The sequence below is a fragment of the Actinomyces sp. ZJ308 genome (assembly GCF_011752065.1).
Taxonomy (GTDB): domain Bacteria; phylum Actinomycetota; class Actinomycetes; order Actinomycetales; family Actinomycetaceae; genus Actinomyces.
Map to the genome: position 1 here is coordinate 91,411 of NZ_JAAIJY010000004.1, position 26,419 is coordinate 117,829.

Below are 26,419 nucleotides of genomic sequence, written 5' to 3' on the forward strand. Positions count from 1 at the left end.
CGCTGGTCGGTTCACCGGGGACTTCAGTCAGACTCGTCACGGTGCGGGTTCACGCTCCTGGTTCCTCACGCCTCCTCACCGGTCCGCCGGCGGGAGGCTCTGCATCAGTGGTTCGTCGGGCCCTGGTGGCCCGGGCGGCCCGGCTCACCCGAAGATGAGCTGGCGCAGGTACTCGGCGTAGAAGAGTCCCAGTCCTGCGATGACACACAGGCCGGCGATGATCCAGAAGCGGATCACCACGTTGACCTCGGTCCATCCTCCCAGTTCGAAGTGGTGATGCAGTGGAGCCATGCGGAAGACGCGTCGGCCTGTCGACTTGAACGAGACGATCTGGATGATGTCGCTCATGACCTCGGCCAGGAAGAGCCCGCCCAGGATGACGGCGAGGAACTCGGTGCGGGTCAGGATCGACAGCCCCGCCACGGCCCCTCCCAGCGCCAGGGAGCCGGTGTCACCCATGAAGATCTTGGCGGGTGAGGCGTTCCACCACAGGAACCCGAAGCAGGCCCCCATGAGGGCCGCGGCGATCATCGCCAGGTCGCGAGGGTCCCTGACCTGGTAGCAGGTGGTGGGGACCATGGACTCGTGGCCGTAGTTGCAGGACTGGTTGGTCTGCCACACGCCGATGAGGGTGTAGGCGCCGAAGACCATGGCCGAGGCGCCGGCGGCCAGCCCGTCGAGACCGTCGGTGAGGTTGACGGCGTTGGACCAGGCGGTGATGAGGAAGTTCGCCCACAGGATGAACAGGATGAGCCCGACGACGCTGCCGGCGAAGGCCAGGTCGATCGCCGAGTCCCGGGCGAAGGAGATCCGTGTGGAGCCGGGGGTGAGCCCGTTGCGGTCGGCGAAGCGCAGGGCGGCCACCGAGAAGCCGACGCCGATGAGCGCCTGTCCCACGATCTTCTGCCAGGCCCGCAGCCCCAGGGAGCGCTGCTTGGAGATCTTCTCGAAGTCGTCCAGGAAGCCGATGAGCCCGAGCCCGACGATGAGGAAGAGCAGCAGGACCCCGGAAGCGCGCGGTGTGCGCAGCTGGGTGAGGTTGGCCAGGGTGTATCCCAGGACGGTGGAGATGATGATGACGAGGCCGCCCATGGTCGGCGTGCCGCGCTTGGTGAAGTGGCCCTGAGGGCCGTCCTGGCGGATGAACTGCCCGTACTCCTTGGCGTGGAGGTAGCGGATGAGCAACGGGGTTCCCAGCAGGGTGCCCACCAGTCCGACCACGCCGGAGATGAGGATGGCGGTCATCGGGGACGAACCTCCTTGAGGTGGTCGGCCAGGCGCCAGGCGCCTGATCCGTTGGAGCCCTTGACCAGGACGGCGTCGCCGTCGGACAGGAGGGCGTCGATCTGGGAGATGGCGGTCGCGGCATCGGCGAAGCCGACGACCTCGACCCCTCGCGCCCCGGCTGCCTCGAGTGCCTCCTGGGTGGAGCCGATGCCGATGAGCATAGCGGCTCCGGCCTGGGCGGCTAACTCCCCGGTGCGCGCGTGATCGGCGGCGGAGGACTCCCCCAGCTCGAGCATCTCGGAAACCACGACGACGCGGCGCCGGTCCCCGGCCAGGGCAGGCAGAGCGGCCAGCGCCGCCGTCATGGAGTCGATGTTGGCGTTGTAGGAGTCGTCGATGAGGAGAAGATCACCACTGAGCTCGGTCACGTCCATGCGGTGGGGGCTCTCGATGCTCACGGAGCCGAGCCGCTCGGCGACGAGCTCGGGTCCCAGCCCCGCGGCCAGGGCCAGGCCCGCCGCGGCCAGGGCGTTGGCCACGTTGTGAGCGCCGGCCACGGCCAGCCGGACGCGCCGGGGCTCATCGAGTCCGGGCAGGCGGAGGTCGAAGGCCGCTCGGGCGGCCTCGTCCAGGACGATGTGCTCGGCGCGCAGGTCCGCAGCGCCTCCCCGGCTGGAGAAGGTGAGGACCTGCGCCGGGGCGAGCTCCGCCATGGCGGCGGCGCGCGCGTCGTCGGCGTTGAGGATGGCGGTGCCGCCGGGAAGCAGGCCGGCGATGATCTCCGCCTTGGCGGCGGCGACTCCCTCGATGGAGCCGAACCCGCCCATGTGGGCGTGGCCGATCATGAGGACGCCGGCCGCGTCCAGTGGCGCGATATCGGTGAGGTAGGCGATGTGGCCGGGGCCCGAGGCTCCCATCTCCAGGACGAGGTAGCGGGTGCGCTCGTCGGCCTCCAGGACGGTCAGCGGCAGGCCGATCTCGTTGTTGAAGCTGGCTCTGGGAGCCACCGTCGGCCCGGAGGCGGCCAGCAGCTGGCGGGTGAGGTCCTTCGTGGTGGTCTTACCCACCGAGCCGGTCATCGCGACGACGGTGAGCCGCTGACCGCGATCCGCTGCTGCCTGGCGCAGGCCGGCCAGGTGGGTGCGGGCCAGGGCGCCCAGGGCCGTGACGGTGTCCTCCACGAGGACGAGTCCCATGGGCGGGTCCTCGGGGGCCGCCTCGATCTCCTCCCCGGACAGCCCGGCTCGGGCCGCCTCCAGGTCGGAGACGATGGCCCCGACGGCGCCCAGGCCGAGTGCGGAGCCCAGATGGGCATGGCCGTCGGTGCGTTCGCCGTGGACGGCGACGAACAGGGCGCCCTCGGCGGCCTGACGGGAGTCGGTGACGACGGGGCCGGTGACGGAGGCGTCCGGGCCGATGAGTCTGCCGCCGACGGCGGCTGCGATCTGACTCAGGCTGAGGTTCATCCCCGTCCCCATTTCTCCTCAACGGCCTGGGCCATGACGGGGGCGTCGTTGTAGCGGATGAACTCGCCGGCCATCTCCAGGAAGGGCTCGTGGCCCTTGCCGGTGACGATGACGGTGTCGTCGGGCCCGCACAGCTCGACCCCCCGGCGCACGGCGTCGCCGCGCCAGGTGGTGACCTCCTCGACGTCCTTCAGGTCCGGGCGCACGCTGCGCACCCCCTCCAGGATGGCGTCACGGATGAGCTGGGGGTCCTCGCTGCGGGGGTTCTCATCGGTGATGACCAGGACGTCGGCCAGGCGGGCGCACACCTCGCCCAGCATGGGGCGCTTGCCCTGATCGCGGTCGCCGTCGGAGCCGAAGACCACGATGAGGCGACCGGGGGTGATGGGACGCACGGCCTTGAGGGCCAGCTCCATGGCGTCGGGGGTGTGGGCGAAGTCCACGATGCACAGGCCGCGTCGGTCGTCGCGCTGACTGATGCGCTGCATCCGACCCGGGATGTTGTGGGCTCCTGCCAGGGCGGCGGTGGCCGTGGCGGCGGGAACGCCCGCACGGATGGCCATGACCAGGGCCAGGGCGGCGTTCTGGACGTTGACGAGCCCGGGCAGGGGGCAGGAGGCCTCGATCTGCTCGCCGTCGGGCCCGTGGAGGATGAAGGTGGTGGCGGAGTCGGTCAGGGAGACGGCGGCATCGCTGACCCACCAGTCGGCGGGGGTGTCGCCGGGGTAGGCGCGCACGCGGTCGACCTCGATGGGGGCCTCCTGCGCGAGCCGGGCGCCCCACTGGTCGTCGACGCAGACAACGCCGCGACGGGCGTGCTCGGGGGTGAACAGCTGCGCCTTGGCCTCCAGATATCCCTCCATGGTCTTGTGGAAGTCGAGGTGGTCGCGCTGGAGGTTGGTGAAGCCGGCGACGTCGAAGACGACGCCGTCGAGCCGGTGCAGGACGATGGCGTGGCTGGAGGCCTCCAGGGAGGCGGCGCCGACCCGGTCCTCCACGGCCAGGGCCATCATCCGCTGCAGGACGGGGGCCTCGACGGTGGTGCGCGGGGACTCCACGGAGCGCTCCCCCACGCGCAGCTCAACGGTCCCGGCCACCATGCAGCCGCCGACGTGGGCCGACAGGATCGCATCCAGGAAGTAGGAAGTGGTCGTCTTGCCGTTGGTGCCGGTCACTGCGGTGGTGACCAGACCGCGTGCGGGGTGGTGGTAGACCTCGGCGCTCAGGGGGCCGACGACGGCGCGGGGATCGTCGTGGACGAGGACCGGGGTGCCGGGGGCGATCTCGTGGACGATCCGGGCGCCGTCGGTGTCGGTCAGGACCGCGACGGCCCCGGAGGCGACGGCCTCGGCGGCGAAACGGGCGCCGTGGACGGTGAAGCCGGGCAGGCCCACGAAGAGCTCGCCCGGGGCGGTGTCACCGGAGTCGACACTGACTCCCAGGACGCTCAGGTCGCCCAGGGCGGCGGCATCATCAGCTGAGGCGGGAACCAGGGAGAAGCGCTCGCACAGAGTGCTGATGGGGATGGGACCATTGGAGCCCGGCCGTAGGGCGGCGGCCGACTCGTAGGCGTGGTTGCTCATAGTTCCTCAATCTATCGCGACCTTCGACTGTCGATCTTCCACAAGAGCCCCTCCGGCCCACTTCGCCGGGGTGCTGGTGGTCACGCTCACCTAGCTCATGGGGCACCTCACTGGCTCGCGTCCCGTTCCCCGCCGGCTCCGTCCCGGGCGGCCTGGGCGGCGACGACGCTCGGGTCCGGGGCGATGTTGAGCGCCTGCATGGCGGCCAGCGCCACCTCCCGGAAGACGGGGGCGGCGACGGTGCCCCCGAAGATGCCCTCGGGCCGGTAGACGATGACGGCGATCGCCAGGACCGGGTCGCGTGCGGGCAGGAAGCCGACGAAGGAGGCCACGGTGGAGTCGTCGGTGAGGATCTCGGTGGTCCCGGTCTTGCCCGCCACCAGGTAGCCGTTGATGGAGGCGGACTCGGCGGTGCCGCCCTCCTGGGTGACGCCGATGAGCATCTCGGTGAGGGTCTTGGCGGTGGCCTCGGAGATGACCCGCGCCCCCTCGGGGCGGGTCTGGGGAGTCTCCTTGCCGTCGGCGTCGATCCATGCGTCGATGACGCGCGGCGCCACGCGCACGCCCTTGTTGGCCACGGTGGCCAGCACCTGGAGGGACTGGAGGGTGGTTCCGGCGACCCCCTGCCCGAACATCGTGGTGTAGCGGGTGCGGTCGTCCCAGGAGCTGGGCGGGTAGATGATCCCGTCGGACTCGGCGGGCATCTCGATGCCTGTGGCCTCGCCCCAGCCGAAGCGCTTCATGTAGTCGTAGCGGACGTCGTCGGAGACCTTCTCACCGATCTGGACGGTGCCGACATTGGAGGACTCCGCCAGGACCCCGGAGGTGGTCAGCGTCTGGGTCTCGTGCTCGTGGGAGTCCTTGAAGGTCTGCCCGCTGGCCGAGGTCCAGGTGTAGGGGATGGTCCAGGTGTCCTCGGGCTTGACCGCGCCCTCCTCCAGGGCGGTGGCGAAGGTGACGACCTTACCGACGCTTCCGGGCTCGAAGACGGCCTGGACGCTGCGGGCGGTGCGGTTCTCCTCGGAGGTGGCCGAGGGGTCGGAGGGGTCGACGGAGTTGGAGTCGGCCAGGACGACGACCTTGCCGGTACTCGGCTCCATGGCCATGACGATTCCCCAGTCGGCGTGCTGGGCGGCCACCGTGCGGTCGATGGTCTCCTGGGCGATGGACTGCAGGTCCGGGTTGAGGGTGGTGCGCACCGTGGCGCCGGGCCTGGCCGGTTTGTCCTCCTGCTCGCCGGTGGGGATGATGACGCCGCTGCGTCCGATCTCCTCACTGCCCTTGCCGTCGACGCCGGTGAGCAGCTTGTTCTGGGTGAGCTCCAGCCCGGCGGCCCCGATGAGCTCGCGGTTGTGCTCCCCCTCGTGGGTGAAGCCCAGGACGTTGCCGGCCACGGTCCCGGCCGGGTAGGTGCGTCGGGTGCGCTGGTCGGGCTCGACGCCGGGGATGTCCAGGGCCTTGATCTTGCGCCAGGTGTCGGGGGCGACCTCCTGGGCGATGACCTCGTAGGTCCGCTCTCCCACGAGCTTGGCCCCGAGCTCGAGGGGGTCGACGTCGAGGATCGGGGCGAGCTGGGCGGCGACCGCCGCCGCCCCGTAGCCGACGACGACCTTCTCGTTGACGCCGGTGGACTCGTTCGGACGCATCTCGGTGCGCTCGTACTGGGCGATGAGGGTCTGGTTGACGCCGATGTCGTAGCTGACCGCCGACGAGGCCAGGACCGTGCCGTCTCGTCCGGTGATGTCTCCCCGGGGGGCCCGGTTGACCCAGGAGACCGTGCGCTCGGCCTTGGCCTTGGCGGCCAGCTCGGGCCCGTCGATCGCCTGGACGTAGACGGTGCGACCGGCCAGGGCCGTGAAGAGCAGCAGGCCCCCGGCCTGGAGCGCCTGACGACGCGAGGGATTCACCGGCGCCTACTTCCCGGCCTGGCCGGCCTTGGCCGCCTGGGCGGGGGTGCCCTCGGTGAGCTGGCCCTTGTCGACGTCGACGACGCCGGGAGCGGCGGCGGGCACCATGCCGAGCTCCTTGGCACGGGTGGCCAGGGCGTCGGGTGCCGAGGCCTCCTGCACCTGGGTGCGCAGCGTCTCGACGTGGTCCTCGGCGACGTTGAGCTCGACCTGCTTCTCCTTCATCCGGTAGGCGGTATCGGCCATCTTGGCGTTGAGGAGCATCGAGGCGATGAGAGCGCCCGCCAGCACCATGATGATGAGCGTGAGGAAGGGCAGGGAGGACGAGGTCGCCCGGGAGGCGCCGCTGATGACGCGCAGCTGGGGACGGGTGACGGAACCGGCCTCAGTGCGTCCCTGGGTGCCGGTGGAACCACTTGCCTGGGCGGTGCGCCGCGTTGTGACCGGGCGGGTGACTCGAGCAGTGGCGGTGGCGCTCATCGATGTGCCTTCCCTGTGATGTTTCTGGACTGATGACTGGATGACTGGGGCGGGTGGGGCCGGTTGGCAGCGGTTGGCAGCGGTTAGCTATGTCCTCCGGTGCCGACCGGGTCGGTGCCCGGCCTTGCGCCCCGGGCTCCGGCTGCGCTCTGCGGCCGGAGCCGGTGGGGACTCGGGTACGGGGGCCTGGTCGGCCGGGCGGATGCGTACGGCTGCGCGCAGCCGCACCGGGGCGGAGCGGGGGTTGTGGTCGAGCTCGCGGGCATCGGCCTTCTCCGCGCCGCTGGTGAGCAGCTCGAGGTAGGGGCGGTCCGCCTCGGGCACGACAGGCAGGTCCCGCGGCGCCCGAGCGGTGGCCCCGCGGCTGAGGGACCGCTTGACGATGCGGTCCTCCAGCGACTGGTAGGACTCCACCACGAGGCGTCCCCCGACGCGCAGGCTGTTGAGCGCCCGGGGCACGGCCCGCTCCAGGACGTCGAGCTCGGCATTGACGGCGATGCGCAGCGCCTGGAAGGTCCGTTTGGCCGGGTGCCCGCCACTGCGGCGGGCCGGTGCCGGCACCGCCTGACGGACGAGCTCGGCCAGCTCCTGCGTACTGGCGACCGGCTTACCCGCCTCACGGCGACGCACGATGGCGGAGGCGATACGGGAGGCGAATCGCTCCTCGCCGTAGGTGCGCAGGATGTGGGTGATCTCAGCGGCGCCTGCGGTCTCCAGCAGGTCCTGGGCGGTGGTCCCCGAGCCCTGGTCCATGCGCATGTCCAGGGGTGCGGGGCGGGCGTAGGAGAATCCCCGTGAGGCCTCGTCGAGCTGGAGGGAGGAGACGCCCAGGTCCATGAGGACGGCGTCCACCGTCCCCTCGGCGCGCACGGAGTACTCACGGGCAACCCGGTCCACGGCGTCGTAGGTGGTCTGAACCGCCACGAAGCGGTCTGCGAAGCGCTCCAGGCGCGCTGAGGCCAGCGCGATCGCCTCGGGGTCGCGGTCGATGCCCACGACGCTCAGAGCCGGGAAGCGCTCGAGCGCCGCCTCGGTGTGGCCCCCCATGCCCAGGGTGCAGTCGATCATGACCGGCCTTGCAGAGGTCTGGTCGGCGGCCCCCTCGATCGCGGGGGCGAGCAGGTCCAGGCAGCGCTGGAGGAGCACCGGCTCGTGCCGGCCGGCGGCGTCGGCGGTTGCCTGAGCCTGGGGGCTGGTCATGCGGCGCTCTCCTTCCTGGTGCTGGTCCGGTGGCGGGCACTGGACGCGTCTGGTGCTGGGTGGCTCAGCTCCCCGTGAGGGGTTGCGGAGCGTCGGTCTGCCGGATCGGCTGCCCGTCGTCGACGTCGGTTCGCGGACCGGCGGTGGCCATCTCGCCAGGACTCCTCCCGTGGTTCCGGCGCCGGGGAAGAGGCGTCGGACGCGACATCGGGCGGAGACCTCACGAGATGGCTCACCAGAGCCCTGACGGCCTCAGCGTGCGGTCCACGGTGTTCAGTTGGGGTTCAGCCGGCGGTTCGACCGGGTATTCGGCTGCCGGTCGCCGGTGGCGACCGACGGCCGGTTCCGGCTCAGAAGAAGCCGGGGATGATCTCCTCCGCCGTATCGGCGAAGACCTGCTCCTGAGCGGCCAGGTAGGTGCTCCAGGACTCGGCGTCCCAGATCTCCACCCGGGCCCCGGCTCCGATCACGGCCAGGTCCTTCTTCAGGCCCGCGTAGGCCCTCAGTGGCGCCGGCAGCGTGATGCGGCCCTGCTTGTCCGGGATCTGCGAGTCCGCGCCCGAGAGCATGACGCGCACGTAGTCACGCGCCTGCTTCTGAGCCAGGGGCGCCTCACGCAGCTGGGCGTACATGCGCTCGAACTCGGCAGCGGTGAAGGCGTACAGGCAGTGCTCCTGACCCCGGGTCAGAACCACGCCGCCCGCAAGCTCCTCACGGAACTTCGCCGGGAGGATGAGACGGCCCTTCTCGTCCAGCTTGGGTGCATGCGTTCCCAGGAACATGAGCCACCTCCTTCCCCTCGACGACCCCGTGCACCCCACCCTACTCCACTTCCCTCCCTTTTCTCCCACCCCTCCCCCGCGAGCACATCACAACTACGCATCGCCGACGCTCCTCCACCGGCGACACATCCTCGTCTTTCGTTGATATCGCACGCATCAGAGATGAACTCGAACGCAGTGGAGGAGGGTGGAGGGACGGTGGAGGGAGGCATTCACCACCACCTCTTCGGCGTGGTGGATGTACAGGAAAAAAGCAGCCTTCATCCGGCCTGCACGCAGGCTTCAGGTGATGAGGCCCGGACGGCGCAGCTCTTCTGGAAGATCCCTGGAGTTCCTTGGAATCCCCTGTGATTCTGCGGGTTTTGCGGGGATCTGGTGAGGAGCCGACAACCTGCAGGCCCTGTCCCGAGCCGGTGAGCGTCGGGGACAGGGCCTGCAGATGCTGGAAGGGTTTGGAAGGGTGGTGGGATGTGGGGGTGGTGTTGGTGGAGGGAAGTGGGGGCCACGTCGGCAGGGACGACCTCGAAGGAGTACTCGAAGGAAAGGCCGAGGCGGATCGAGTCAGGTGAGTCCGTCAGTCCTCGGTGTCGCGGCGGCGCTCCCAGCGCTCGGACTGACGGTCCATGAAGGAGGAGCGCTTCTTCTTACCGCTCCGGTCTCGACCGGGCTGACCGCCACCGGTGGCGGACCGGTTCGAGCCCGAGGCGCTCTCGACCCGGGTCAGGGCCAGGGCCACGCCGCCGACGGCCACGAGGAAGCCCGCCACCCCCAGCAGGATGGAGACGAGGTTGTGACGCACCGAGACCCCGGCGATGAGAAGGGCCAGACCGATGAGCACCAGGGCCACGCCCCCACCGATATGACGGGGCGAGAGACGCGAGAGCTGACGCTCCTCACGTTGGAGCGTCTGCGCCAGGTCGGGATCGTCCTGGTGGAGCTGCGACTCCAGGTCCCGCAGGACCTGCTGCTCTCGCTCTGACAGTGCCATCATGCTCCTTGCTTCCGGGCGGGGCCGGGGATCTGCGCCGTAGTTGCCAGGATAGGCGCTGTGGGGGCTCAGGAGAAACTGGCGGAACCAGGTTGGTCGAGATTGGTCGGGTCGGACCGAGGCGGAGCGGCCGAGACCCGAGCGGGCCGGGACCGTCTGACCGTCTGGCACATCGTCTTCTCCTCACCGCTCGCGCTCACGGCCCCGTCTCATCATCGCGCGCTCGCCGTCTCGTGCTGCCGTGCGGCGACCGGGCGGCCCCGCCTCCGCCTCCCAGCAGGCTGGCCGGGGCCAGCGCACCGCTGCCCCATCTGCGGCGCACGGCGTCGGCCGCCCTCTCCGAGGCACCGCGCCGGGGGTCCTCGTCCAGGAGGAGCTGGACGCCGTCGTCGGGACGCAGCAGGCCCTCGACCCGCACCCCCAGGAGGCGGAAGCCGCCGGCCGGCACGGGCAGGGCGGAGTAGAGCGAGGAGACGGTCTCCCAGATGTCGTGGGCGAGGTCGGTGGGGACGGGCAGGGTGCGTGAGCGGGTGACGGTGGTGAAGTCGGCGCCCCGGGCCTTGAGGACGACGACACGGCACCGCAGGTCTCCCGCGCGCAGACGGGCGGCGCACTGGTGGGTCTGGTCCAGCAGGACCCGTCGGGCGTGCTCCCGGTCCGTGACCGTGTCGAAGAAGGTCGTCTCGGTGCCCACCGACTTCTCCTCGCGCACCGGCTCCACACGGCGGGGGTCGACGCCGTGGGACAGCTCGTGCAGGTGACGCCCGGCGGCCCGGCCCAGGATCCTCTCCAGGTGGCGCACGTCGGTGGCCGCCAGGGTGCGCACGTCCTTGACGCCCCATCGATCCAGGACCTCCTGGGTCCGGGCGCCCACGCCCCACAGCGCCCCGACCGGCAGCAGGTTGAGGAAGTCCTGGGTGGCGTCGGCCGGGATGAGGAGCAGGCCGTCGGGCTTGGCGTGGGACGAGGCGAGCTTGGCGACGAACTTGGTGGAGGCGATGCCCACAGAGGCCGGAACACCCACGCGCCTGCGGACCTCGGCGCGGATCCACCTGCCGATGGTCACTGGCGAGCCCATGCGGCGCCGGGCCCCGGTCACGTCGAGGAAGGCCTCGTCGATGCTCACCTTCTCCAGGACTGGGGTGACCTCCGCCAGGACGGACATGACCTGGGCCGAGACCTGGGAGTAGAGGCCGTGGCGCACGGGCAGGACCACGGCCTGGGGGCAGCGCCGGGAGGCCTCGGCCATGGACATCGCCGAGGAGACGCCGAAGGCTCGGGCCTCGTAGGAGGCGGCCGAGACGACGCCCCGGCCGTCGCGGCCGCCGACGATGACGGGGCGGCCGACCAGCTCGGGGTGCTCGAGGAGCTCGACCGAGGCGAAGAAGGCGTCCATGTCGACGTGGATGATGGGGGTGGCGGAGTCGTCATCACCCCAGGAGCGGCGCGCGGCCTGGGAACGGGGCGCCCTGCTCATCTCCACCTCCTCTCATACGACGGACTCGCCCGTCAGGGCCCTGTGACGCGCTGCGGCGCGACGACCGGGACCCTCGGCTGAGAAGGACTGGCACGACCGGGACGACCGGCCGCCTCCCCTGATGTGCCTCTCAGGCTACCGTGGGGCTGTGACACGTAAACGCAGGGCCTCCGGTTCCACGGCGCTGACGGGCCTGCCCTCCGGCCCGGTGCGAACCTCCTTCGCCACGGCCGAGCTGGCGGCGCGCGATACCGGTGTCCTCCTCATGCTCGACGGTGCGGAGTCCTCCTTCCTGGGCCTGCGAGACCCGGCCCACCTGGACTTCGAGTACCACCAGCAGATGGATGCGGTACTGACGGCGCTGCGCGGCGAGGGCGGCCCCGTCAGGGCCCTCCACCTGGGCGGGGCGGGATGCGCCCTGGCCAGGGCGTGGGACACCACCCGCCCCGGGTCCCAGCAGGTCGCCGTCGAGATCGACGAGATCCTGGCGGCCCGGGTACGCGCCTGGTTCGACCTGCCCCGCTCCCCCAGGCTGCGGATCCGGGTGGGTGACGCCGCCGAGGTGGTCTCCGGGCTGCGGCCCGGCCAGTGGGACGTCGTCGTGCGGGACGTGTTCAACGGCGGGAGCGTTCCGGCCTCCTGCCGGAGCCGGGAGTTCCTGACCTCGTGCCTGGAGGCGCTCGCACCCGGCGGGCTGCTGCTGGTCAACACCTCCTCCGTGCCCAGGGCCCAGGCCGGGGCCGAGATCGAGGCGCTCAGGGAGGCGCTGGGGGCAGGCTCCTCCGGTCTGGTGATCGTCGCCGACCCGGCCGCGGTGCGCGGCCGACGTCGGGGGAACCTGGTGCTGGTGGCCCGCCGTGAGCCCTTCACCGGCCCCGAGCTCGAGGAGATCGAGCGCGCGGTGCGCCGCCTGCCGCTGCCGGTGCGCACCTGGCCCGCCGATGACGCCGCGCTGCCGCGTCCCGAGGGCGGCCGGGCCCGCTGAGGCGGCAGGCTCCCAGCCCGGTCGGACTCGCCGTCAGCCCCCGCGGCCGGGGTTCCAGCCCTGAGGCCCCAGGTCCCCGGAGTCGTTGGCCTCCAGGAAGGCCTCGAGTCGAGCACCGATCTCATCGGCGCTGGGCAGGTTGAGGACGGGCGCGGTGGTGTCCACCTCGCCGGTGGCGATCCTGGGGGCCATGGCGTCGTACTGGGCCTCGAGGGCCGAGACGACGGCGCTGACCTCCGGCTGCTGGGCGGCCTCGGCGTTGATCTCGGCGCGATTGATGCTGGCGGCGGCCTCCAGGTCCCCCACCGGCAGGGCCAGGCCGGTGGCCTGCACGACGGCGGTCAGCAGCGCCGAGGCGCCCTGCGGGAACTCGTCACGGGCCACATAGTGCGGGATCGCCGCCGAGACTCCCCGCGAGTCCAGGCCCAGCTCACCCAGCCGCAGCTCGAGGTAGGCCGACATCGAGCCCGGCAGCTCGACGTGGCCGAAGAGCTCGGGCTGGTTGGGCAGCAGGTCGGGCTGGCTGCCGTGATGGTGCACGTAGGTCGGGCGCGTGTGGGGCACGGCCATGGGGATGCCGCTCATGCCGACCGCCTGGCTCACACCCATGGACACGGCCAGGTGCGCCACGGCCCCGACGAACTCGTCCCACCGGTAGTCCGGCTCGCTGCCGTGGAGCAGCAGAAGGTCCTCGCCGTCGTCGTCGTGGAGGAGGTCGAGGACCAGCTCGGGCATGACGACCGAGGAGTAGGTGTTGTGGACGAAGGTCATCGTGGGGCGCCGGGCGCGGTAGTCCACGAGGGCGTCGATGTCGAAGGTGGCCAGGCGCTCGCTGGGAAGCGTCATGAGCAGCTGGTCGACGGCCAGGGCGCCGGCGTTGCCCGCGTCCATGGCGCCCTCGAAGTAGTGGATGAGGACCCTCGGGGAGATCGGCTGATCCGCGGGGTGCTGGATGGTGAACAGTGGTCTCACGAGCCCGTCTCCTCCTGTCTGGTCTGGTCCGCCCTCCCGGGGCCTCCGCCCGTCCCCACAGCCCCGGTGCCGGGGCGGGTGCGGCCGACGGTGTCGGGAAGGGTTGTGTAGGTGTCGTGCAATGGTTTCAGCGGTTTCAGCGGTCTCGGCATGATCTTGGCTCGGTACCCGACTCGGTCCTGTCCTGGTCGGGCGACGTCGACTCGGTGACGAGATTCGGCGTTTTATCAGGATTCGTCCGGGTGAGTGCCTGGGAACAGCGGATAGCGTCCTCGGCACTCCTGCCAACACCTTGTGGATTGTCGATGTTCCCGTCCGTGGCGGGTTCGGGCGACGTGTTCGCCCTCGGCGTCCCCACCGGGACCTCAGCAGGAGAATAATGGGTCGACCGTACTGAAGCCATCACCGACCCCAGTACCCGTCAGCGTCAACCAGCGCCAGCGAGAGCTCCTCACGAGCCCGCCGGCCAGAACCCCAACCGATGCGAGGTCTTGTGAGTCAGACGATCCCCTCTCGCCCGCCGCAGTCCCGGCGGAAGGCACGTCAGCGGGCGGAAGACGCCGCTAAAGACGTTGCGGGAGGCGATGCGGGCAGTGTCCGCGAGCGCGAGGTGCGCGGTGAGCAGGAGGTCGTCGACCTCGCCTACAGCGAGCTGGACCGTCAGCTGGCCCAGGCCCGCCGCTCCCTGGCCCGCACCGAGGCCCAGGGCGTCAGCGGCACCCACCAGTCGCGCGGGGAGCGGGACGCCTACGCCGTGCACTACTCGTCGTTGGTCTCCTCCCTGGAGGGGGTCGAGGACCGCCTGGTCTTCGGGCGGATGGACATGAGCCGGGCTCCCGACGACGCGGCGGGGTCAGCCGGCGCAGGAGCCGTCTCCGGATCCGCTTCGGCCTCCTCTCCCGGCTCGGGCCGGGGCGTGGGCAGCTCCTCCCCGGTGACCGATGGGGGGCGGCGCCACTACGTGGGTCGGATCGGGCTGCAGGACGCTCAGCACCGCGAGGTGATCCTGGACTGGCGCGCGCCCCTGGCCCGGGCCTTCTACCAGGCCACGGCCTCCCATCCGATGGGGCTGGTGCGCCGTCGGCACATCGACACCCGGGCCCGCCAGGTGCTCGGGGTGGAGGACGAGGTCCTCGACCTGGACGCCCTGGAGGCGGGCGGCGCCCCGGCGGGAGCGTCCGGCGCCGCAGTGGCAGCCGGGCAGTTGCAGGGAGAGGGCGCCCTCATCGCCGCGATGTCCACGGCCCGCGACGGCCGGATGGGTGACATCGTGGCCACGATCCAGGCCGAGCAGGACCGGATCGTCACCTCCTCGGGCCGGGGCGTGCTCGTGGTCCAGGGCGGCCCGGGAACCGGCAAGACGGCGGTGGCGCTGCACCGGGTGGCCTACCTGTTCTACTCCGAGCGCGAGCGCCTGGAGCGCTCGGGCGTGCTGCTGGTGGGGCCGTCACGGACCTTCCTGCGCTACGTGGAGCAGGTGCTGCCCTCCCTGGGTGAGACGGGCGTGGTATCCACCACGATCGGGGACCTGGTGCCGGGCGTGCGGGCCACCGCGCAGGAGGATGCCCGCATCGCCGAGATCAAGGGGCGCGCCCTGTGGGTCAAGGCCCTGGAGTCCGCGGTGCGGGGCCTCCAGCGCGTCCCCGAGGCCCCGCGCGAGATCGAGGTCCAGGGGACGCGCCTGAGGCTGGAGCCCGGCGACGTGCGCGAGGCGGCCTCCCGGGCCCGCCGGGGCGGCAAGCCCCACAACCTGGCCCGGGAGACCTTCGTGCTGTGGCTGCTGGAGCGCCTGACCGACCAGTACGCGGCGGCCACGAACCAGGACGCCTCGGACGCGGACACGCGCGCCTGGATCCGGGAGGAGATCCGCACCGCCCGAGACGCCCGCCGGGAGATCAACCTGTGCTGGATGCCGACGACGCCCGAGGGGCTGCTGGAGCGGCTGTGGAGCCGGCCGGCCCTCCTGGAGCAGGTGGCGCCGTCCCTGAGCGAGCAGGAGCGGGCTCTGCTGTACCGGGAGCCGGGAGGCGCTCTCACCCCGGCGGACGTCCCGCTCATTGACGAGCTGGCCGAGCTGCTGGGGCCCAGCGAGGACGCCCAGGCCCGACGCGCCCGGCTGGAGGCCCGGCGCCGTGAGGACCTGGTGGCCTACGCGGCCCAAGCGATCGAGTCCCAGGACCTGGGGGACGGGATGGTCAGCGCAGAGATGCTCGCCGACCGGGTCTCCCAGGGCGGTCCCACGCTCACCCTGGCCGAGCGGGCGCGTGCGGATCGGACGTGGACCTACGGGCACGTCGTCGTCGACGAGGCCCAGGAGCTCGGTGCCATGGCCTGGCGGGCGCTGGCGCGCCGCTGCCCGGTGCGCTCCTTCACGGTGGTGGGAGACCTGGCGCAGTACTCGGGGCCCCACGCCCCGGACAGCTGGGGCGAGGTGCTCTCCGCCCTGGGGACGGCGTCGGCGCAGGAGCCCGGCGGACAGTCCCGCTCCCAGTCCCGTCACCGGGCCCGCTCGCGCTCCCGGCAGGGCAGGCAGTCGGGGCGCTCGCGCGGCGGGTCGACCCCGCTGCGCGAGGAGGCGCTCAGCGTCTGCTACCGCACGCCGGCCACGATCATGGAGGTCGCCGAGGAGACGGTGACGCAGCTGGGCCATCCGCCGGTCTACCCGGTGCGCTCGGTACGCGACCTGCCCGACTGCCTCGAAATCACTGAGATCACTGAGACCTCTGCATTCCCCGACATCGCAGAGAACTCAGAAGCCACTGAGGTCACTGAGGTCGCCGGGGACGCGCGGGCCACGCCCGCGCCGGAGGGCCCGGCGGGTGAGGACTCCGGCGCCTGGGCGCAGGCTCTGCGCGAGGCCGTGCGCGAGGAGTCGGCCCGTCTTGACCAGGAGGTGGGCTCCGGCGTCGGGCGTATCGCGGTCATCTCCCCCTCGCCCCGCCGCACCGAGGCGCTGCTGCGCCAGGACCCGGTCCTGGACGCCGCGATGGAGGCGCCGGGCGGGGACGTGCTGCGTTCACGGCTGCTGGTGGTCAGCCCGATGCTGTCCAAGGGGCTGGAGTTCGACGTCGTCGTGCTGGTCGACCCGGCTGAGATCGGTGAGCGCAGCGCGGGCGACCTGTACGTGGCGATGACCCGGCCCACGCGCCGCCTGCGGGTGGTCAGCCGTCTTCCTCTGCCTCAGGGTCTCGAGGCACCCGCCGGCGCCCGGTGAGCGGGATCGCACACGGCCGTCGGCGGCACTGACCACGCAGGTTACGCCACCGTAGGTTACGGTTGCTCCTGACATCTCGCCGTTGTGCCCGGTGGCACCTGCGGCGGGCGGGACCTTCCTGTCAGCGGAAGGCTCACGGCAGACAAGGGGGGAAGACCCATGAGCGCTCCACGCACGTCGCCACCCAGTGGGAACGGCCACGCCGGCGAGCCCGGTCCGGTGGACGAGGTCGTCTCGGCGACCGGCTCGGGCGTCTCGCGGGAGGCCGTTCTCGACGCCGTCTACCGGGAGGCCGGGGTGCCCGACACGGTGGCCGCGGTGAGCGAGCCCCTGTCCTGCATGCTGCGCGACGCCGCCCGGAACTTCCCCGACCGGGTCGCCCTGGACTTCCTGGGCGCCACCACCACCTACTCCCAGCTGGAGACCCAGGTGGCTCGGGCCGCCGAGGCCCTGCGGGGTCTGGGGGTCGGGCGCGGGGACGTCGTCGGGGTCATTCTGCCCAACTGCCCCCAGCACGTGGTCCTGGCCTATGCGGCCTGGCGCATCGGCGCGATCGTCGCCGAGCACAACCCGCTGGCGCCGGCCGCTCAGCTGCGCGAGCAGTTCCACATCCATCGCGGGCGCGTCATCATCGCCTGGGAGAAGACCCTCGAGCGCCTCGTGGCGGCGGTCGGCTCCCTGGAGGCGGCGGGCCTGGGGGGCCTGAGCGTGTACTCGGTGGACCTGTCCCGGCACCTGCCGCTGCGCAGCCGTCTGGCTTTGAGGCTGCCGGTGGCCGCGGCCCGCACCCAGCGCCACGAGCTGCGCGGGAGGGTTCCGGCCGGGGTGCGTTCCTGGGACGACCTGGCGGCGTCGGCCACGCCCCTGGCCACGGGCTTCCCCCTGCCGGGCGTCTCGGACACCGCTGCACTGCTGTACACCGGCGGGACCACGGGCACGCCCAAGGCGGTGTGCCTGACGCATGAGAACCTGCGCTCCAACGCCGAGATGTCCCTGGCCTGGGCCTCGCGCACCACGAGCGTGGGCAAGGAGACCTTCTACGCCGTCCTGCCCTTCTTCCACGCCTTCGGCATGTCCCTGTCGCTGCTGTGCGCGGTGGGGCTGGCCGCCACCCAGGTGGTGCTGCCCAAGTTCGGGGCGGACCTGGTGCTGGCCGCCTGGAAGCGGCGCCCGGCCACCTTCTTCCCGGGGGTGCCGGTCATGTTCGACCGCCTGGTGACCAAGGCCCGGGCCACGGGCGCCGACCTGTCCTCCTGCACGATCGCGGTGTGCGGAGCGGCCCCCAACCCGCTGGCCGTTGCCCAGGCCTGGGAGGAGGCCACCGGCGGCACGATCATCGAGGGCTACGGCATGACCGAGTCCTCCCCCATCATCCTGGGCAACCCCATCTCGCCGGCGCGCCGCCCCGGCACCCTGGGGGTGCCCTACCCCTCCACGCAGGTGCGGCTGGTGGATCCCGAGGACGTCGAGCGGGAGGTGGCTCCCGGCGAGGTCGGCGAGCTGCTGGCCCGCGGTCCGCAGGTCTTCACCGGCTACTGGGACAATCCCGAGGAGAGCGCCGAGGTGCTGCTGCCCGGCGGCTGGCTGCGCACCGGCGACCTGGTGCGCCAGGAGGAGGACGGCTTCTACGTCATCGCCGACCGCCGCAAGGAGCTCATCATCTCAGGGGGCTTCAACATCTACCCCACGGAGGTGGAGGCGGCGGTGCGCTCAATGCCGCAGGTGGAGGAGGTCGCCGTCGTCGGGCTGCCGGCCGAGGCCGGCAACGAGTCCGTCGTCGCCGCGATCCTGCCCAAGGAGGGCCAGACCGTCACCCTGGAGCAGGTGCGCGAGTGGGCGGCCAAGACCCTGTCCAACTACGCCCTGCCGCGTCAGATCGCGATCCTTTCCGAGATGCCCCGATCCCAGATCGGCAAGGTCCTGCGCCGCGTGGTGCGCGAGGAGCTCCTGGCGGCCCGGGAGGCGGCCTCCGGTGCCGCGACGGCGGCAGCCGTTTCCATCGTCGAGCACTTCCCCGGCAGGAGCGAGCGCAGGGACGACGGCAAGGATGACAGCAGACATGACGGTAGGGACGGCACTAGGAACGACGCCAGGCACGGCAGAGAGAACGGCCATGCCCCCCACTGAGCTCACCGCCCCCGCGCACCCTGCGCACCACTGACATCCCTCACTCCCGCACACCGAGACCGCCCACCCGACCCCACAGACATGAGCAACAGCACCATCGACGCCGGCGCCCGGCCGCAGCAGGCCACCGAGGACTACCACCGCTACCTGCGCCCTCACTACCAGCCGGGGATCCCCGCGGCGGTCGAGGTGCCCGACGCGCCCCTGAGCGAGCTGCTGGAGACGGCAGCGCGCTTCTACCCCGACCGGGTCGCCATCGACTTCCTGGGCGCCGCGATGACCTACCGCGAGCTGCTCGAGGCCTCCGAGCGCGCGGCGCAGGTACTGCGCACCTCGGGCGTGCACAAGGGCGACCGGGTGGCCCTCATCATGCCGAACTGCCCGCAGCACGCCGTCGCGCTCTACGGGGCCCTGCGCGTCGGGGCGATCGTGGCCGAGCACAACCCGCTGGCCCCCGCCGAGGAGATCCGCTCCCAGCTGGACGCGCATGGCGCTCAGGTCGTCATCGTGTGGGAGAAGGGCGTCGATCTCGTCTGCGATCCTGGGGATCCTGAGGGTTCTGCGACCCAGGCGGCCTGCGGGGACCGGCTCGGGGGCCGCACGGTCTTCACCGTGGACCTCTCGGCCGCGATGCCGGTGCGCCTACGCGCCGCGCTGCGTCTGCCGGTGGAGCGGGCCCGCCGCCAGAGGGCGGCCTTCCGGGCAGGCAGCCTGCCAGGCGGCGTGCGCTCCTGGGACAGGGAGGTGGCCGGCGCCCACCGGATCCCCTCGCGCTTCCCCTACCCGGCGGGCTCGGACGTCGCGGTCCTGCTGCACACCGGCGGGACGACCGGTACCCCCAAGGCGGCGATGCTCACCCACCAGAACCTTCGGGCCAATGCCAACCAGGCCATCGCCTGGGTGCCGATGCTGCACGAGGGCGGGGAGAACTTCCTGTGCCTGCTGCCCTTCTTCCACGCCTTCGGGCTGACCTTCAACCTGTTCTGCGCGGTGCAGAAGGCCGCCACCCAGGTGATGCTGCCCAGGTTCTCGGTGGACCAGGTGCTCGAGGCGCACGAGCGGCGCCCCTTCACCTTCTTCGTCGGGGTGCCGGTCATGTTCGAGCGGATCCTCGAGGGCGCCCAGAGAAGGGGCACGAGCCTGCGCACCCTGCGCTACGGGGTGTGCGGGGCCGCCCCGATGCCTCCGGAGGTCGGTGCCCGCTGGGAGAAGGCGACCGGCGGCTACTTCGTCGAGGGTTACGGCATGACCGAGACGAGCCCGATCGTCGCGGGCACGCCCATGGGACCCTCACGGCGGCTCGGCGCCCTGGGCCTGCCGTTCCCCTCCACGGATGTGCGCATCGTCGACCCCGAGGACCCGGACCCGGCCCGGGAGGTTCCCGACGGCGAGCCGGGCGAGCTGCTAGTGCGCGGCCCCCAGGTCTTCGCCGGCTACTGGGAGGACGAGGAGGCCACCCGGGCCGCGATCCTGCCGGACGGCTGGCTGCGCACGGGTGACATCGTGCGCCGCGAGGACTCCTTCCTGTGGATGGCCGACCGCAAGCGCGAGCTCATCCTGACCGGCGGCTTCAACGTCTACCCCAGTCAGGTCGAGGCGGCGATCCGCTCCTTGGAGGGCGTGGCCGACGTCGCCGTCGTGGGGCTGCCCGACGGCGCCAGGGGCGAGCTCGTGTGCGCCGCCGTCGTCCTGGCCGACGGGGCCGCTGCCGCTTCAGTGACCCTGGAGGCGGTTCGCGAGCACGCCGAGCGGACGGTTCCGCGCTACGCGCTGCCCCGCCGCTTGGAGATCATCGAGGAGATGCCCCGTTCCCAGATCGGCAAGGTCCTGCGCCGCGTCGTGCGCGAGCGGGTGCTCGCTGCAGGCGGCTGATTCGCCCCCAGCCGTTCCTCGCCGGCGCTACGGGGTGAGCGCACGCTCCCAGGGCTCGATCTCGCCGGGGATCACCCGGAGGATCGGGTGCGCCTTGAGACGGTCCGGCAGAGGCAGGAGATCCGGGGCGCGCACGGCCAGCTTGGCCTCGAGGTGCCTGCGCTCCAAGTCCATCTGCCCCTCGGTCACCGTCAGGACGACGCCGGAGCAGCCAGCCTCCGGCACGTCGATGCGGGAGGCGTCGAAGCGGTAGCCGCGCCGGACGGCCTCCTCACGCAGCCCCCACAGGTAGGCGCCCACCGCAGCAGCCGGCGTCGTCGGGGCGGATACTCCGCGGAAGCGCTCGAGCTGGGGGTGGTTGCGGTAGCCGCGGGTGCGCCCGGCCAGGACCGCCTGGGCCAGCAGCGACTCTCTCCAGCAGGCTACCAGCCCCGCACGGTCCAGGTGGGAGGGGTGAAGCGACCACATGCGCATGACTGCGGTCCCTGCCGTCTTACAGGCCTACAGGAGCCCGGAGGCGGCCAGGACCTCGCGCAGCGCGGCGACCTCGTCGGCCTCGGCGCGCACGAGGGGCAGGCGCAGGGTGGGGCTGGGCAGGCGCCCCTGCAGGTGCAGGGCCTCCTTGGCCATGACGGCGCCCTGACCGCCGCCCATGATGGCGTGGACCAGGGGACGCAGCGTCCGGGCCAGGGCGCGGGCACTGGCCAGGTCACCGGCGTCGACGGCGGCGATCATGTCCCGCCAGGAGTGGGCGTCGGCGTGGGCGGCCACGGAGATGACTCCGGAGGCGCCGTGGGCGAGCCAGGCGAAGTTGAGGCCGTCGTCACCGGAGTAGTACTCCAGGCCCGTGGACTCCATGCGCCTGAAGCCCTGCTCGACGTCCCCGGTGGCGTCCTTGACGGCCTTGACCCGGGGGTTGCCGGCCAGGCGGGCCAGGGTGGCCTCGGTGATCCGCACGCCGGTGCGCCCGGGGATGTCGTAGATCATGACGGGCAGGTCGGTGGCCTCGACGACGGCGTTGATGTGCTGGTAGACGCCCTCCTGGCTGGGGCGGTTGTAGTAGGGGGCGTTGATGAGCAGGCCCTCGGCACCGGCCTCCTGGGAGGCCTGGCCGATGCGCACCGCGTGGGCCGTGTCGTTGGAACCGGCGCCGGCCATGACCATGGCGCGTCCGGCCAGGGCGTCCTTGACCTGACGGATCAGCTCCTGCTTCTCGGGGGTGTGGGTGGTCGGGGACTCTCCAGTGGTGCCCGACAGGAGGATCATGTCGGCGCCGTCGTCGACGAGGCTGACCGCCAGGGCACGGGCGGCGTCGAAGTCGACCTCCCCGTCGGGCGTGAAGGGCGTGACCATGGCGACGCCGACGGAACCGAAGCTGCGAGAAGGGGCTGCGCTCATGGTGCCACCCTAACGCCCACGGGAGCGGCGGAAGACGCGTTCTCACGATCTGTCGGATAGGCCAGGAGCGGTCCGCCTACGAGCCGATACGAGCCGATTTGTCCGTATGGGACGACTTTGAAGCCTCCGTCCCCTACCAGTGCCGGGACGGGAACTCTCTGACCTGCACAAACGCAATCCGCCCCCGTGAGACGGCCAGCCAAAGTCGTCCCGTACGGACACTTTCCCGCCATATGCCTTGCCACCGAGCCCTCTCCAGATCTTGTACCCACGGCACCCGGGCCTCCGACACCGATATGCGCAACGGTCCTAGGCTCGAGTCATGGACTCCTCGACCCCCGCAAGCCCCTCACCTTCCGCAAGCCCGGACGACTCCTTCCTGGGGGCCGGCCCGCTGGCCGGACTTGGCCCGGACCTGGACGCGCGAACGCCGCACCGGCACGCCCGTGCGGACCACAACGAGCATGACGATAGCGAGCACCCCCATGGCGGCGCCCAGGGCCCGGCTGGCTTCGTACGTCCGGCCCGGACGGAGGACCTGAAGGCGATCGGCCGGGTTCAGGCCGCCACGATGCTCGCCTCCCTGCAGACCGGGCACGCCGCTGAGCACGGCTCGGCCCTGCCCGAGGGAGTGCGGGCCATGATCGCCGCCCCGGTCATCGCGGCCGGCTGGGAGGCGGCCGTGGCCGAACCGCCCTCGCCCCGGCACCACGTCCTGGTGGCCACCACCGCCGGGGACAGTACCGAGGAGCGGGCGGTGGTGGGTCTGCTGGGCCTGGCCCCCACGCAGTCCGTGGACGCCGACGGCCAGGTCGATGAGGCCGGCGTCCGAGCCGTGGAGGTCACGGCCCTGGGCGTGGAGCCCGCCAGCCAGCGCCGGGGCCATGGGTCCAGGCTCCTGGCCGCCGCCGTGGACCTGGCCCGCCAGGACGACGCCAGGGCGCTGGTGGCCTGGGCCGTGCGCGGGGACGAGTCGGTCAGCCGGCTCCTGGCCTCGGTCGGCATGGCGCCCACCGGGGCGCACCGGGTGCTCGGCGTCGGTGAGGGCATCACCGAGGACTGCTGGGCGGCCTCACTGTAGAGCGTCAGTCAGTCCCGATCGGCTCTGCCTACTCCCCCGCCTCAGAGATCGAGAAGGGCGTCCAGGCCGATGGTCAGGCCGGGACGGCTGGAGACCTGTCGGACGGCGAGGACCACCCCGGGCATGAAGGAGGCCCGGTCGAAGGAGTCGGTGCGGATGGTCAGCTGCTCGCCGGGATTGCCGAGCACGACCTCCTCGTGGGCGGTCAGCCCCCGCAGGCGCACGGCGTGGACGTGGACGCCGTCGACGACGGCCCCGCGGGCGCCGCCCGGGTCGGTCTGGGTGGCGTCCGGCATGGCGCCCAGGCCCGCCTCGGCGCGGGCGGCGGCGATGCCCTGGGCGGTGGCGACCGCGGTGCCCGAGGGGGCGTCGACCTTGTTCGGGTGGTGGAGCTCGATGACCTCGGCGGACTCGAAGTAGGGGGCGGCCTTGGCGGCCAGGCTCATGGCCAGCACGGCGGACAGGGCGAAGTTCGGGGCGATGAGGACGGCCCGGCCGGCGGCCTCGGGCCGGGCCAGGCGGGCGCGGACGCGCTCGTAGGACTCCTGGTTCCAGCCGGTGGTGCCGACGACGATGTCCACCCCGGCGTCGATCAGGGCGTGGACATTGGCCTCGGTGACGCTGGGGACGGTGAAGTCGACGGCGACGTCGGCGCCGGCCAGGTGCTCAGCATCGAGGGGGTCCCCCACGTCCAGTCGGGCCACGAGCTCGAGACCCTCGGCGTCCTGGACCGCCTGGCAGACGGTCGATCCCATGCGCCCGGCGGCGCCCACAACAGCTACGCGAATCGTCATGGCCCCACCCTAGCTACTCACTCGCCGGCCGCGGGAGACGTCTTGCCCTCCGGCGCCAGCAGACCGGGACGGATGAGCTCCAGCCAGCGCCGGCGGACCTCGACCGGACTGTCAGCGGGGCAGAAGACCATGAGGATGTAGAGGTCGGAGACGGTGAGATCGGGTCTCAGTCGCCCCTCTTCACGCCCCGCCTCGATGAGGCGCTCCAGGGCCTCGGTGGCTCGGGCCTCCGGCTCGGAGTACTCCATCTGCGCCCCCAGGGCCAGCGCGACGGCCTTGGCGGAGTGACTCCTCGCGATCATCTCCAGCGCCCGCTCCAGGAAGTCCAGGAGCTCCTGCGCGGCCTCGGCCCGGCGGGCCTCAACCCGCGCCCACGTCTCCTGAGCGTCTGCGGCCAGGACCTCGACGTACTGGTTGACGACCGCCGCGAGCAGGTCCGCCTTGTTGGGGAAGTGCCGGTAGAGCGTGCCGACAGCGACACCGGCCGCCCGGGCGATCTCCCCCATGGCCACCTCGGTCCCACGCTCGGTCACCAGGCGCATGGCGGCCTCAAGGATGCCGGTCCGGTTGCGCACGGCATCGGCGCGCCTCGACGAGCGCTCCGGCGACGTGCCGGTCGCTGCTGGCTGTTCCGCCCCTTGCTCGGCGGCGCCATCCTTCATCCGAGTCACGCTCCTCCGTCTCCTTGCCTCGTCCCACACCGTGCCGAGGGTCTCAGTTGCACAAAGGTGAATCTTTGTTCAGGATAGTACATGAACGAAGATTCAGGTTAGCGAGAGGACACCTCAGACGATGACGACCACCACGCCCACCGAGGCCCCGACAACGTCTCCCGAGAACTCCACGGCAGACTCGGAGCACTCAGAGTATTCGTCGAACCGCACCGCGCTCGTCACCGGAGCCTCCTCCGGCATCGGCGAGGACACCGCCCGCAGACTCCAGGCGCTGGGCTACACCGTCTACGGCGCGGCCCGCCGCATCGACCGCCTCCAGGCCCTGGCCGCCGACGGCATCCGCCCGTTGGCCATGGACGTCACCGACGACGCCTCGATGAGCGCCGGCGTGGACCGCATCCTTGCCGAGACCGGCCGCATCGACGTCCTGGTCAACAACGCCGGCTACGGCTCCTACGGAGCCATCGAGGACGTCCCGATCGACGAAGCCCGCCGCCAGTTCGAGGTCAATGTCTTCGGCCTGGCCCGCCTGACCCAGCTGGTGACCCCGCACATGCGCACCCAGGGATCGGGCACCATCATCAACATCTCCTCCATGGGCGGAAAGCTGACCACGCCGCTGGGCGGCTGGTACCACGCCACCAAGTACGCCGTCGAGTCCCTCAGTGACGCGCTGCGCATGGAACTGCGGCCCTTCGGGATCGACGTCGTCGTGGTCGAGCCCGGCGGGATCCGCACCGAGTGGGCCTCGATCGCCGCCGACCACCTGGAGGCCACCGCCGAGGGCAGCGCCTACGCCGACCAGATCAAGGCCGTGGCCGGAGCCATGCGCAGCGAGTCCAACCAGCGGCGCTACTCCCCTCCCGAGGTCATCGCCCGCACCGTCGGCAAGATCGTCACCGCCCGCCACCCGCGGACCCACTACGCGGTGGGCTTCATGGCCAAGCCGCTCATCGCCGCGCGTCGTGTCCTGCCCGACCGCACCTTCGACCACCTCATCGGCGCCGCCTTCGGGATGCTGCGCTGATCGAGGTCGGCACGGACCGCGGGCACCGGGGCCGACGGCCTGCCGCGCCTGCGCACGTATGCCCGCATCTTCGGCACGGATGCGGTGACGAAGAACCAGGCCGCCTACCTCGACGCCCGCCCGCATCGGAACGTTGAGGACGCGACCCGCACAGCAAACCGAGCCCACGCCGAAATCGAGGCGTTACGCGCACTCACCCCCACCGAGGCACTTCGACGCATCAAGCAGTCCCGTGCCATCGAGCAGACGCAGCGCAATGCCACCGACCGCGCTGTCGAGGAACGTCACCGCCAACTCCAATCCTCGCGCGCCCTGACTCAAGACCGCGGGCGGGCCGTCCCTGGACAGACGACCGCAGCACCAGCGTGCTCGTAGACTTCGAACTCATAGGTGCATAGTCATATAGGTGTGCAGTAGACTATGTGGCATGGAGTTGAAGCGCGCAATCCTCGGGCTGCTGTCGACCCGCTCCGCGCGGGGAAGACCTTCGGTCTGCTGGGAACGAACGGCGCCGGTAAGACCACGACCGTGGAGATGCCGGCAGGTCTCCGCCGGCCCACCCAGGGCAGCGTCCGGCTCTTGGGGCTGAATCCGTTCAGCGACCTCATGCGGTTCTTGATCCTCGGCATCCGTGCGCATATCCTCGCAATGCAGTGGCTCGATGAAAGGAAACCACATGACCACGATCGCTCTTATCGTCGTGCTCGCACTGCTGGCGGCGCTCGCCGTCGGGCAGATCCTCGCCGCGTCGGGCCTTCCCTTAGGTCGTTTCGCGTGGGGCGGCAAGCACCGCGTTCTGCCGCGTGGGCTCCGCGTCGCCAGTGCGGTGTCGGTGCTGGTGTACGCGGGGTTGGCGGCCCTGCTGCTCAGCCGTGCGGGTATTCTCCCGGCCGGAGACAGTGCAGCGGTGATCGTCTTGACCTGGGTGGCGTTCGCGTTCTTCGCCGCGAGCGTGGCGCTCAACGCGATCTCGCGCAGCCCCGCCGAACGCTGGACGATGACACCGACCAGCCTCCTGCTGGCAGCAGCAACGCTCGTCATCGCCCTGGGCGGAGGGTAACGGTGTGCTCGTAGTGGCCTCTGACATGTGCGGCACGGACCACGGGCACCGGGGCCGACGGCGTACTGCGGGCAGCAGTCGTCGTCGGCCCCTCACGTGACTGGG

22 protein-coding genes and 1 pseudogene are annotated in these 26,419 nt (G+C 71.5%); 9 read left to right on the plus strand and 14 right to left on the minus strand.

The annotated features are described in order from the left end of the window. Positions 1–144: 144 nt before the first annotated feature. From mraY to mraZ, 7 genes are all read right to left on the minus strand, one after another. A complete protein-coding gene (gene mraY, locus HCR68_RS03285; RefSeq protein ID WP_167146142.1) occupies positions 145–1,245 on the minus strand; it encodes a phospho-N-acetylmuramoyl-pentapeptide-transferase in 1,101 nt (366 codons plus the stop codon). Then, positions 1,242–2,705, minus strand: a complete 1,464-nt coding sequence (gene murF, locus HCR68_RS03290; protein WP_167146144.1) for a UDP-N-acetylmuramoyl-tripeptide--D-alanyl-D-alanine ligase — start codon at positions 2,703–2,705, stop codon at positions 1,242–1,244. Before murF ends, mraY begins: the two co-directional genes overlap by 4 nt. Continuing rightward, entirely contained in the window at positions 2,690–4,276 is a 1,587-nt protein-coding gene (locus HCR68_RS03295; RefSeq protein ID WP_167146146.1) for a UDP-N-acetylmuramoyl-L-alanyl-D-glutamate--2,6-diaminopimelate ligase, read from the minus strand. Before HCR68_RS03295 ends, murF begins: the two co-directional genes overlap by 16 nt. Before the next feature lie 107 nt (positions 4,277–4,383). Further along, entirely contained in the window at positions 4,384–6,183 is a 1,800-nt protein-coding gene (locus tag HCR68_RS03300) for a penicillin-binding protein 2 (RefSeq protein WP_167146148.1), read from the minus strand. A gap of 6 nt (positions 6,184–6,189) precedes the next feature. Continuing rightward, positions 6,190–6,663, minus strand: a complete 474-nt coding sequence (locus HCR68_RS03305; RefSeq protein ID WP_167146151.1) for a hypothetical protein — start codon at positions 6,661–6,663, stop codon at positions 6,190–6,192. 87 nt (positions 6,664–6,750) lie between these two features. Next, complete coding sequence (gene rsmH, locus HCR68_RS03310; RefSeq protein WP_167146153.1) at positions 6,751–7,863, minus strand: 16S rRNA (cytosine(1402)-N(4))-methyltransferase RsmH; 1,113 nt, start codon at positions 7,861–7,863, stop codon at positions 6,751–6,753. Positions 7,864–8,213: 350 nt separating this feature from the next. Next, positions 8,214–8,645: a division/cell wall cluster transcriptional repressor MraZ gene (gene mraZ, locus HCR68_RS03315; protein WP_126413762.1), complete on the minus strand. Its 432-nt coding sequence runs from the start codon at positions 8,643–8,645 to the stop codon at positions 8,214–8,216. Between the two features lie 162 nt (positions 8,646–8,807). On the opposite strand from mraZ, the gene HCR68_RS03320 reads away from it, so the two are divergent. After that, complete coding sequence (locus HCR68_RS03320; RefSeq protein WP_167146155.1) at positions 8,808–8,996, plus strand: hypothetical protein; 189 nt, start codon at positions 8,808–8,810, stop codon at positions 8,994–8,996. Between the two features lie 223 nt (positions 8,997–9,219). Here the strand turns inward: HCR68_RS03320 and HCR68_RS03325 are convergent, their stop codons facing one another. Together HCR68_RS03325 and dinB are read right to left on the minus strand one after the other, a co-directional pair. After that, positions 9,220–9,633, minus strand: a complete 414-nt coding sequence (locus HCR68_RS03325; RefSeq protein ID WP_167146156.1) for a DUF3040 domain-containing protein — start codon at positions 9,631–9,633, stop codon at positions 9,220–9,222. Positions 9,634–9,829: 196 nt separating this feature from the next. Next, on the minus strand, positions 9,830–11,110 hold the full coding sequence (gene dinB, locus HCR68_RS03330; protein ID WP_167146158.1) for a DNA polymerase IV: 1,281 nt from the start codon (positions 11,108–11,110) through the stop codon (positions 9,830–9,832). A gap of 148 nt (positions 11,111–11,258) precedes the next feature. On the opposite strand from dinB, the gene HCR68_RS03335 reads away from it, so the two are divergent. Next, complete coding sequence (locus HCR68_RS03335; RefSeq protein WP_243858909.1) at positions 11,259–12,095, plus strand: fused MFS/spermidine synthase; 837 nt, start codon at positions 11,259–11,261, stop codon at positions 12,093–12,095. A 33-nt stretch (positions 12,096–12,128) separates the two neighbouring features. On the opposite strand, the gene HCR68_RS03340 is transcribed toward HCR68_RS03335, so the two are convergent. Continuing rightward, positions 12,129–13,067: a PAC2 family protein gene (locus HCR68_RS03340; RefSeq protein WP_167146161.1), complete on the minus strand. Its 939-nt coding sequence runs from the start codon at positions 13,065–13,067 to the stop codon at positions 12,129–12,131. Positions 13,068–13,548: 481 nt separating this feature from the next. Here HCR68_RS03340 and HCR68_RS03345 point away from each other — a divergent pair, with 481 nt between their 5' ends. The 3 genes from HCR68_RS03345 (at position 13,549) to HCR68_RS03355 (ending at position 20,280) form a co-directional block, all read left to right on the plus strand. After that, positions 13,549–16,281 carry an AAA family ATPase gene (locus tag HCR68_RS03345; RefSeq protein ID WP_167146163.1) on the plus strand — a complete coding sequence of 911 codons (2,733 nt, stop codon included), beginning with the start codon at positions 13,549–13,551 and terminating at the stop codon, positions 16,279–16,281. A 159-nt stretch (positions 16,282–16,440) separates the two neighbouring features. Then, a complete protein-coding gene (locus HCR68_RS03350) occupies positions 16,441–18,408 on the plus strand; it encodes an AMP-binding protein (RefSeq protein ID WP_243858910.1) in 1,968 nt (655 codons plus the stop codon). A gap of 81 nt (positions 18,409–18,489) precedes the next feature. Further along, entirely contained in the window at positions 18,490–20,280 is a 1,791-nt protein-coding gene (locus tag HCR68_RS03355) for an AMP-binding protein (protein ID WP_167146165.1), read from the plus strand. 27 nt (positions 20,281–20,307) lie between these two features. On the opposite strand, the gene HCR68_RS03360 is transcribed toward HCR68_RS03355, so the two are convergent. Both HCR68_RS03360 and dapA read right to left on the minus strand, forming a co-directional pair. After that, the gene (locus tag HCR68_RS03360) at positions 20,308–20,754 is read right to left on the minus strand and encodes a pyrimidine dimer DNA glycosylase/endonuclease V (RefSeq protein ID WP_208320491.1); all 447 of its coding nucleotides are present in this window, start codon (positions 20,752–20,754) and stop codon (positions 20,308–20,310) included. A gap of 27 nt (positions 20,755–20,781) precedes the next feature. Further along, a complete protein-coding gene (dapA, locus tag HCR68_RS03365; RefSeq protein WP_167146167.1) occupies positions 20,782–21,678 on the minus strand; it encodes a 4-hydroxy-tetrahydrodipicolinate synthase in 897 nt (298 codons plus the stop codon). Between the two features lie 322 nt (positions 21,679–22,000). On the opposite strand from dapA, the gene HCR68_RS03370 reads away from it, so the two are divergent. After that, a complete protein-coding gene (locus HCR68_RS03370) occupies positions 22,001–22,759 on the plus strand; it encodes a GNAT family N-acetyltransferase (RefSeq protein WP_167146169.1) in 759 nt (252 codons plus the stop codon). 41 nt (positions 22,760–22,800) lie between these two features. Here the strand turns inward: HCR68_RS03370 and dapB are convergent, their stop codons facing one another. Beyond that, positions 22,801–23,553 (minus strand): 4-hydroxy-tetrahydrodipicolinate reductase, encoded by a 753-nt coding sequence (gene dapB, locus HCR68_RS03375; RefSeq protein WP_167146171.1) that lies wholly within the window; start codon positions 23,551–23,553, stop codon positions 22,801–22,803. A 17-nt stretch (positions 23,554–23,570) separates the two neighbouring features. Further along, positions 23,571–24,215 carry a TetR/AcrR family transcriptional regulator gene (locus HCR68_RS03380; RefSeq protein ID WP_167146345.1) on the minus strand — a complete coding sequence of 215 codons (645 nt, stop codon included), beginning with the start codon at positions 24,213–24,215 and terminating at the stop codon, positions 23,571–23,573. 130 nt (positions 24,216–24,345) lie between these two features. On the opposite strand from HCR68_RS03380, the gene HCR68_RS03385 reads away from it, so the two are divergent. The 3 genes and pseudogenes from HCR68_RS03385 (at position 24,346) to HCR68_RS03395 (ending at position 26,314) form a co-directional block, all read left to right on the plus strand. Further along, positions 24,346–25,254, plus strand: coding sequence for an oxidoreductase (locus HCR68_RS03385; RefSeq protein ID WP_167146173.1), 909 nt, complete (start codon positions 24,346–24,348; stop codon positions 25,252–25,254). A 420-nt stretch (positions 25,255–25,674) separates the two neighbouring features. Further along, positions 25,675–25,827: pseudogene (locus HCR68_RS14135) on the plus strand (ATP-binding cassette domain-containing protein); the annotation flags it as partial. 103 nt (positions 25,828–25,930) lie between these two features. After that, positions 25,931–26,314 carry a hypothetical protein gene (locus HCR68_RS03395; RefSeq protein WP_167146175.1) on the plus strand — a complete coding sequence of 128 codons (384 nt, stop codon included), beginning with the start codon at positions 25,931–25,933 and terminating at the stop codon, positions 26,312–26,314. Positions 26,315–26,419: the final 105 nt, after the last annotated feature.

Coding starts and splice junctions, on each gene's coding strand:
- mraY (WP_167146142.1), bottom strand. CDS start 1,245: ATGACCGCCATCCTCATCTCCGGCGTGGTCGGACTGGTGGGCACCCTG.
- murF (WP_167146144.1), bottom strand. CDS start 2,705: ATGGGGACGGGGATGAACCTCAGCCTGAGTCAGATCGCAGCCGCCGTC.
- HCR68_RS03295 (WP_167146146.1), bottom strand. CDS start 4,276: ATGAGCAACCACGCCTACGAGTCGGCCGCCGCCCTACGGCCGGGCTCC.
- HCR68_RS03305 (WP_167146151.1), bottom strand. CDS start 6,663: ATGAGCGCCACCGCCACTGCTCGAGTCACCCGCCCGGTCACAACGCGG.
- rsmH (WP_167146153.1), bottom strand. CDS start 7,863: ATGACCAGCCCCCAGGCTCAGGCAACCGCCGACGCCGCCGGCCGGCAC.
- mraZ (WP_126413762.1), bottom strand. CDS start 8,645: ATGTTCCTGGGAACGCATGCACCCAAGCTGGACGAGAAGGGCCGTCTC.
- HCR68_RS03320 (WP_167146155.1), top strand. CDS start 8,808: ATGAACTCGAACGCAGTGGAGGAGGGTGGAGGGACGGTGGAGGGAGGC.
- HCR68_RS03325 (WP_167146156.1), bottom strand. CDS start 9,633: ATGGCACTGTCAGAGCGAGAGCAGCAGGTCCTGCGGGACCTGGAGTCG.
- dinB (WP_167146158.1), bottom strand. CDS start 11,110: ATGAGCAGGGCGCCCCGTTCCCAGGCCGCGCGCCGCTCCTGGGGTGAT.
- HCR68_RS03345 (WP_167146163.1), top strand. CDS start 13,549: ATGCGAGGTCTTGTGAGTCAGACGATCCCCTCTCGCCCGCCGCAGTCC.
- HCR68_RS03350 (WP_243858910.1), top strand. CDS start 16,441: ATGAGCGCTCCACGCACGTCGCCACCCAGTGGGAACGGCCACGCCGGC.
- HCR68_RS03355 (WP_167146165.1), top strand. CDS start 18,490: ATGAGCAACAGCACCATCGACGCCGGCGCCCGGCCGCAGCAGGCCACC.
- HCR68_RS03360 (WP_208320491.1), bottom strand. CDS start 20,754: ATGCGCATGTGGTCGCTTCACCCCTCCCACCTGGACCGTGCGGGGCTG.
- dapA (WP_167146167.1), bottom strand. CDS start 21,678: ATGAGCGCAGCCCCTTCTCGCAGCTTCGGTTCCGTCGGCGTCGCCATG.
- HCR68_RS03370 (WP_167146169.1), top strand. CDS start 22,001: ATGGACTCCTCGACCCCCGCAAGCCCCTCACCTTCCGCAAGCCCGGAC.
- dapB (WP_167146171.1), bottom strand. CDS start 23,553: ATGACGATTCGCGTAGCTGTTGTGGGCGCCGCCGGGCGCATGGGATCG.
- HCR68_RS03380 (WP_167146345.1), bottom strand. CDS start 24,215: ATGAAGGATGGCGCCGCCGAGCAAGGGGCGGAACAGCCAGCAGCGACC.
- HCR68_RS03385 (WP_167146173.1), top strand. CDS start 24,346: ATGACGACCACCACGCCCACCGAGGCCCCGACAACGTCTCCCGAGAAC.
- HCR68_RS03395 (WP_167146175.1), top strand. CDS start 25,931: ATGACCACGATCGCTCTTATCGTCGTGCTCGCACTGCTGGCGGCGCTC.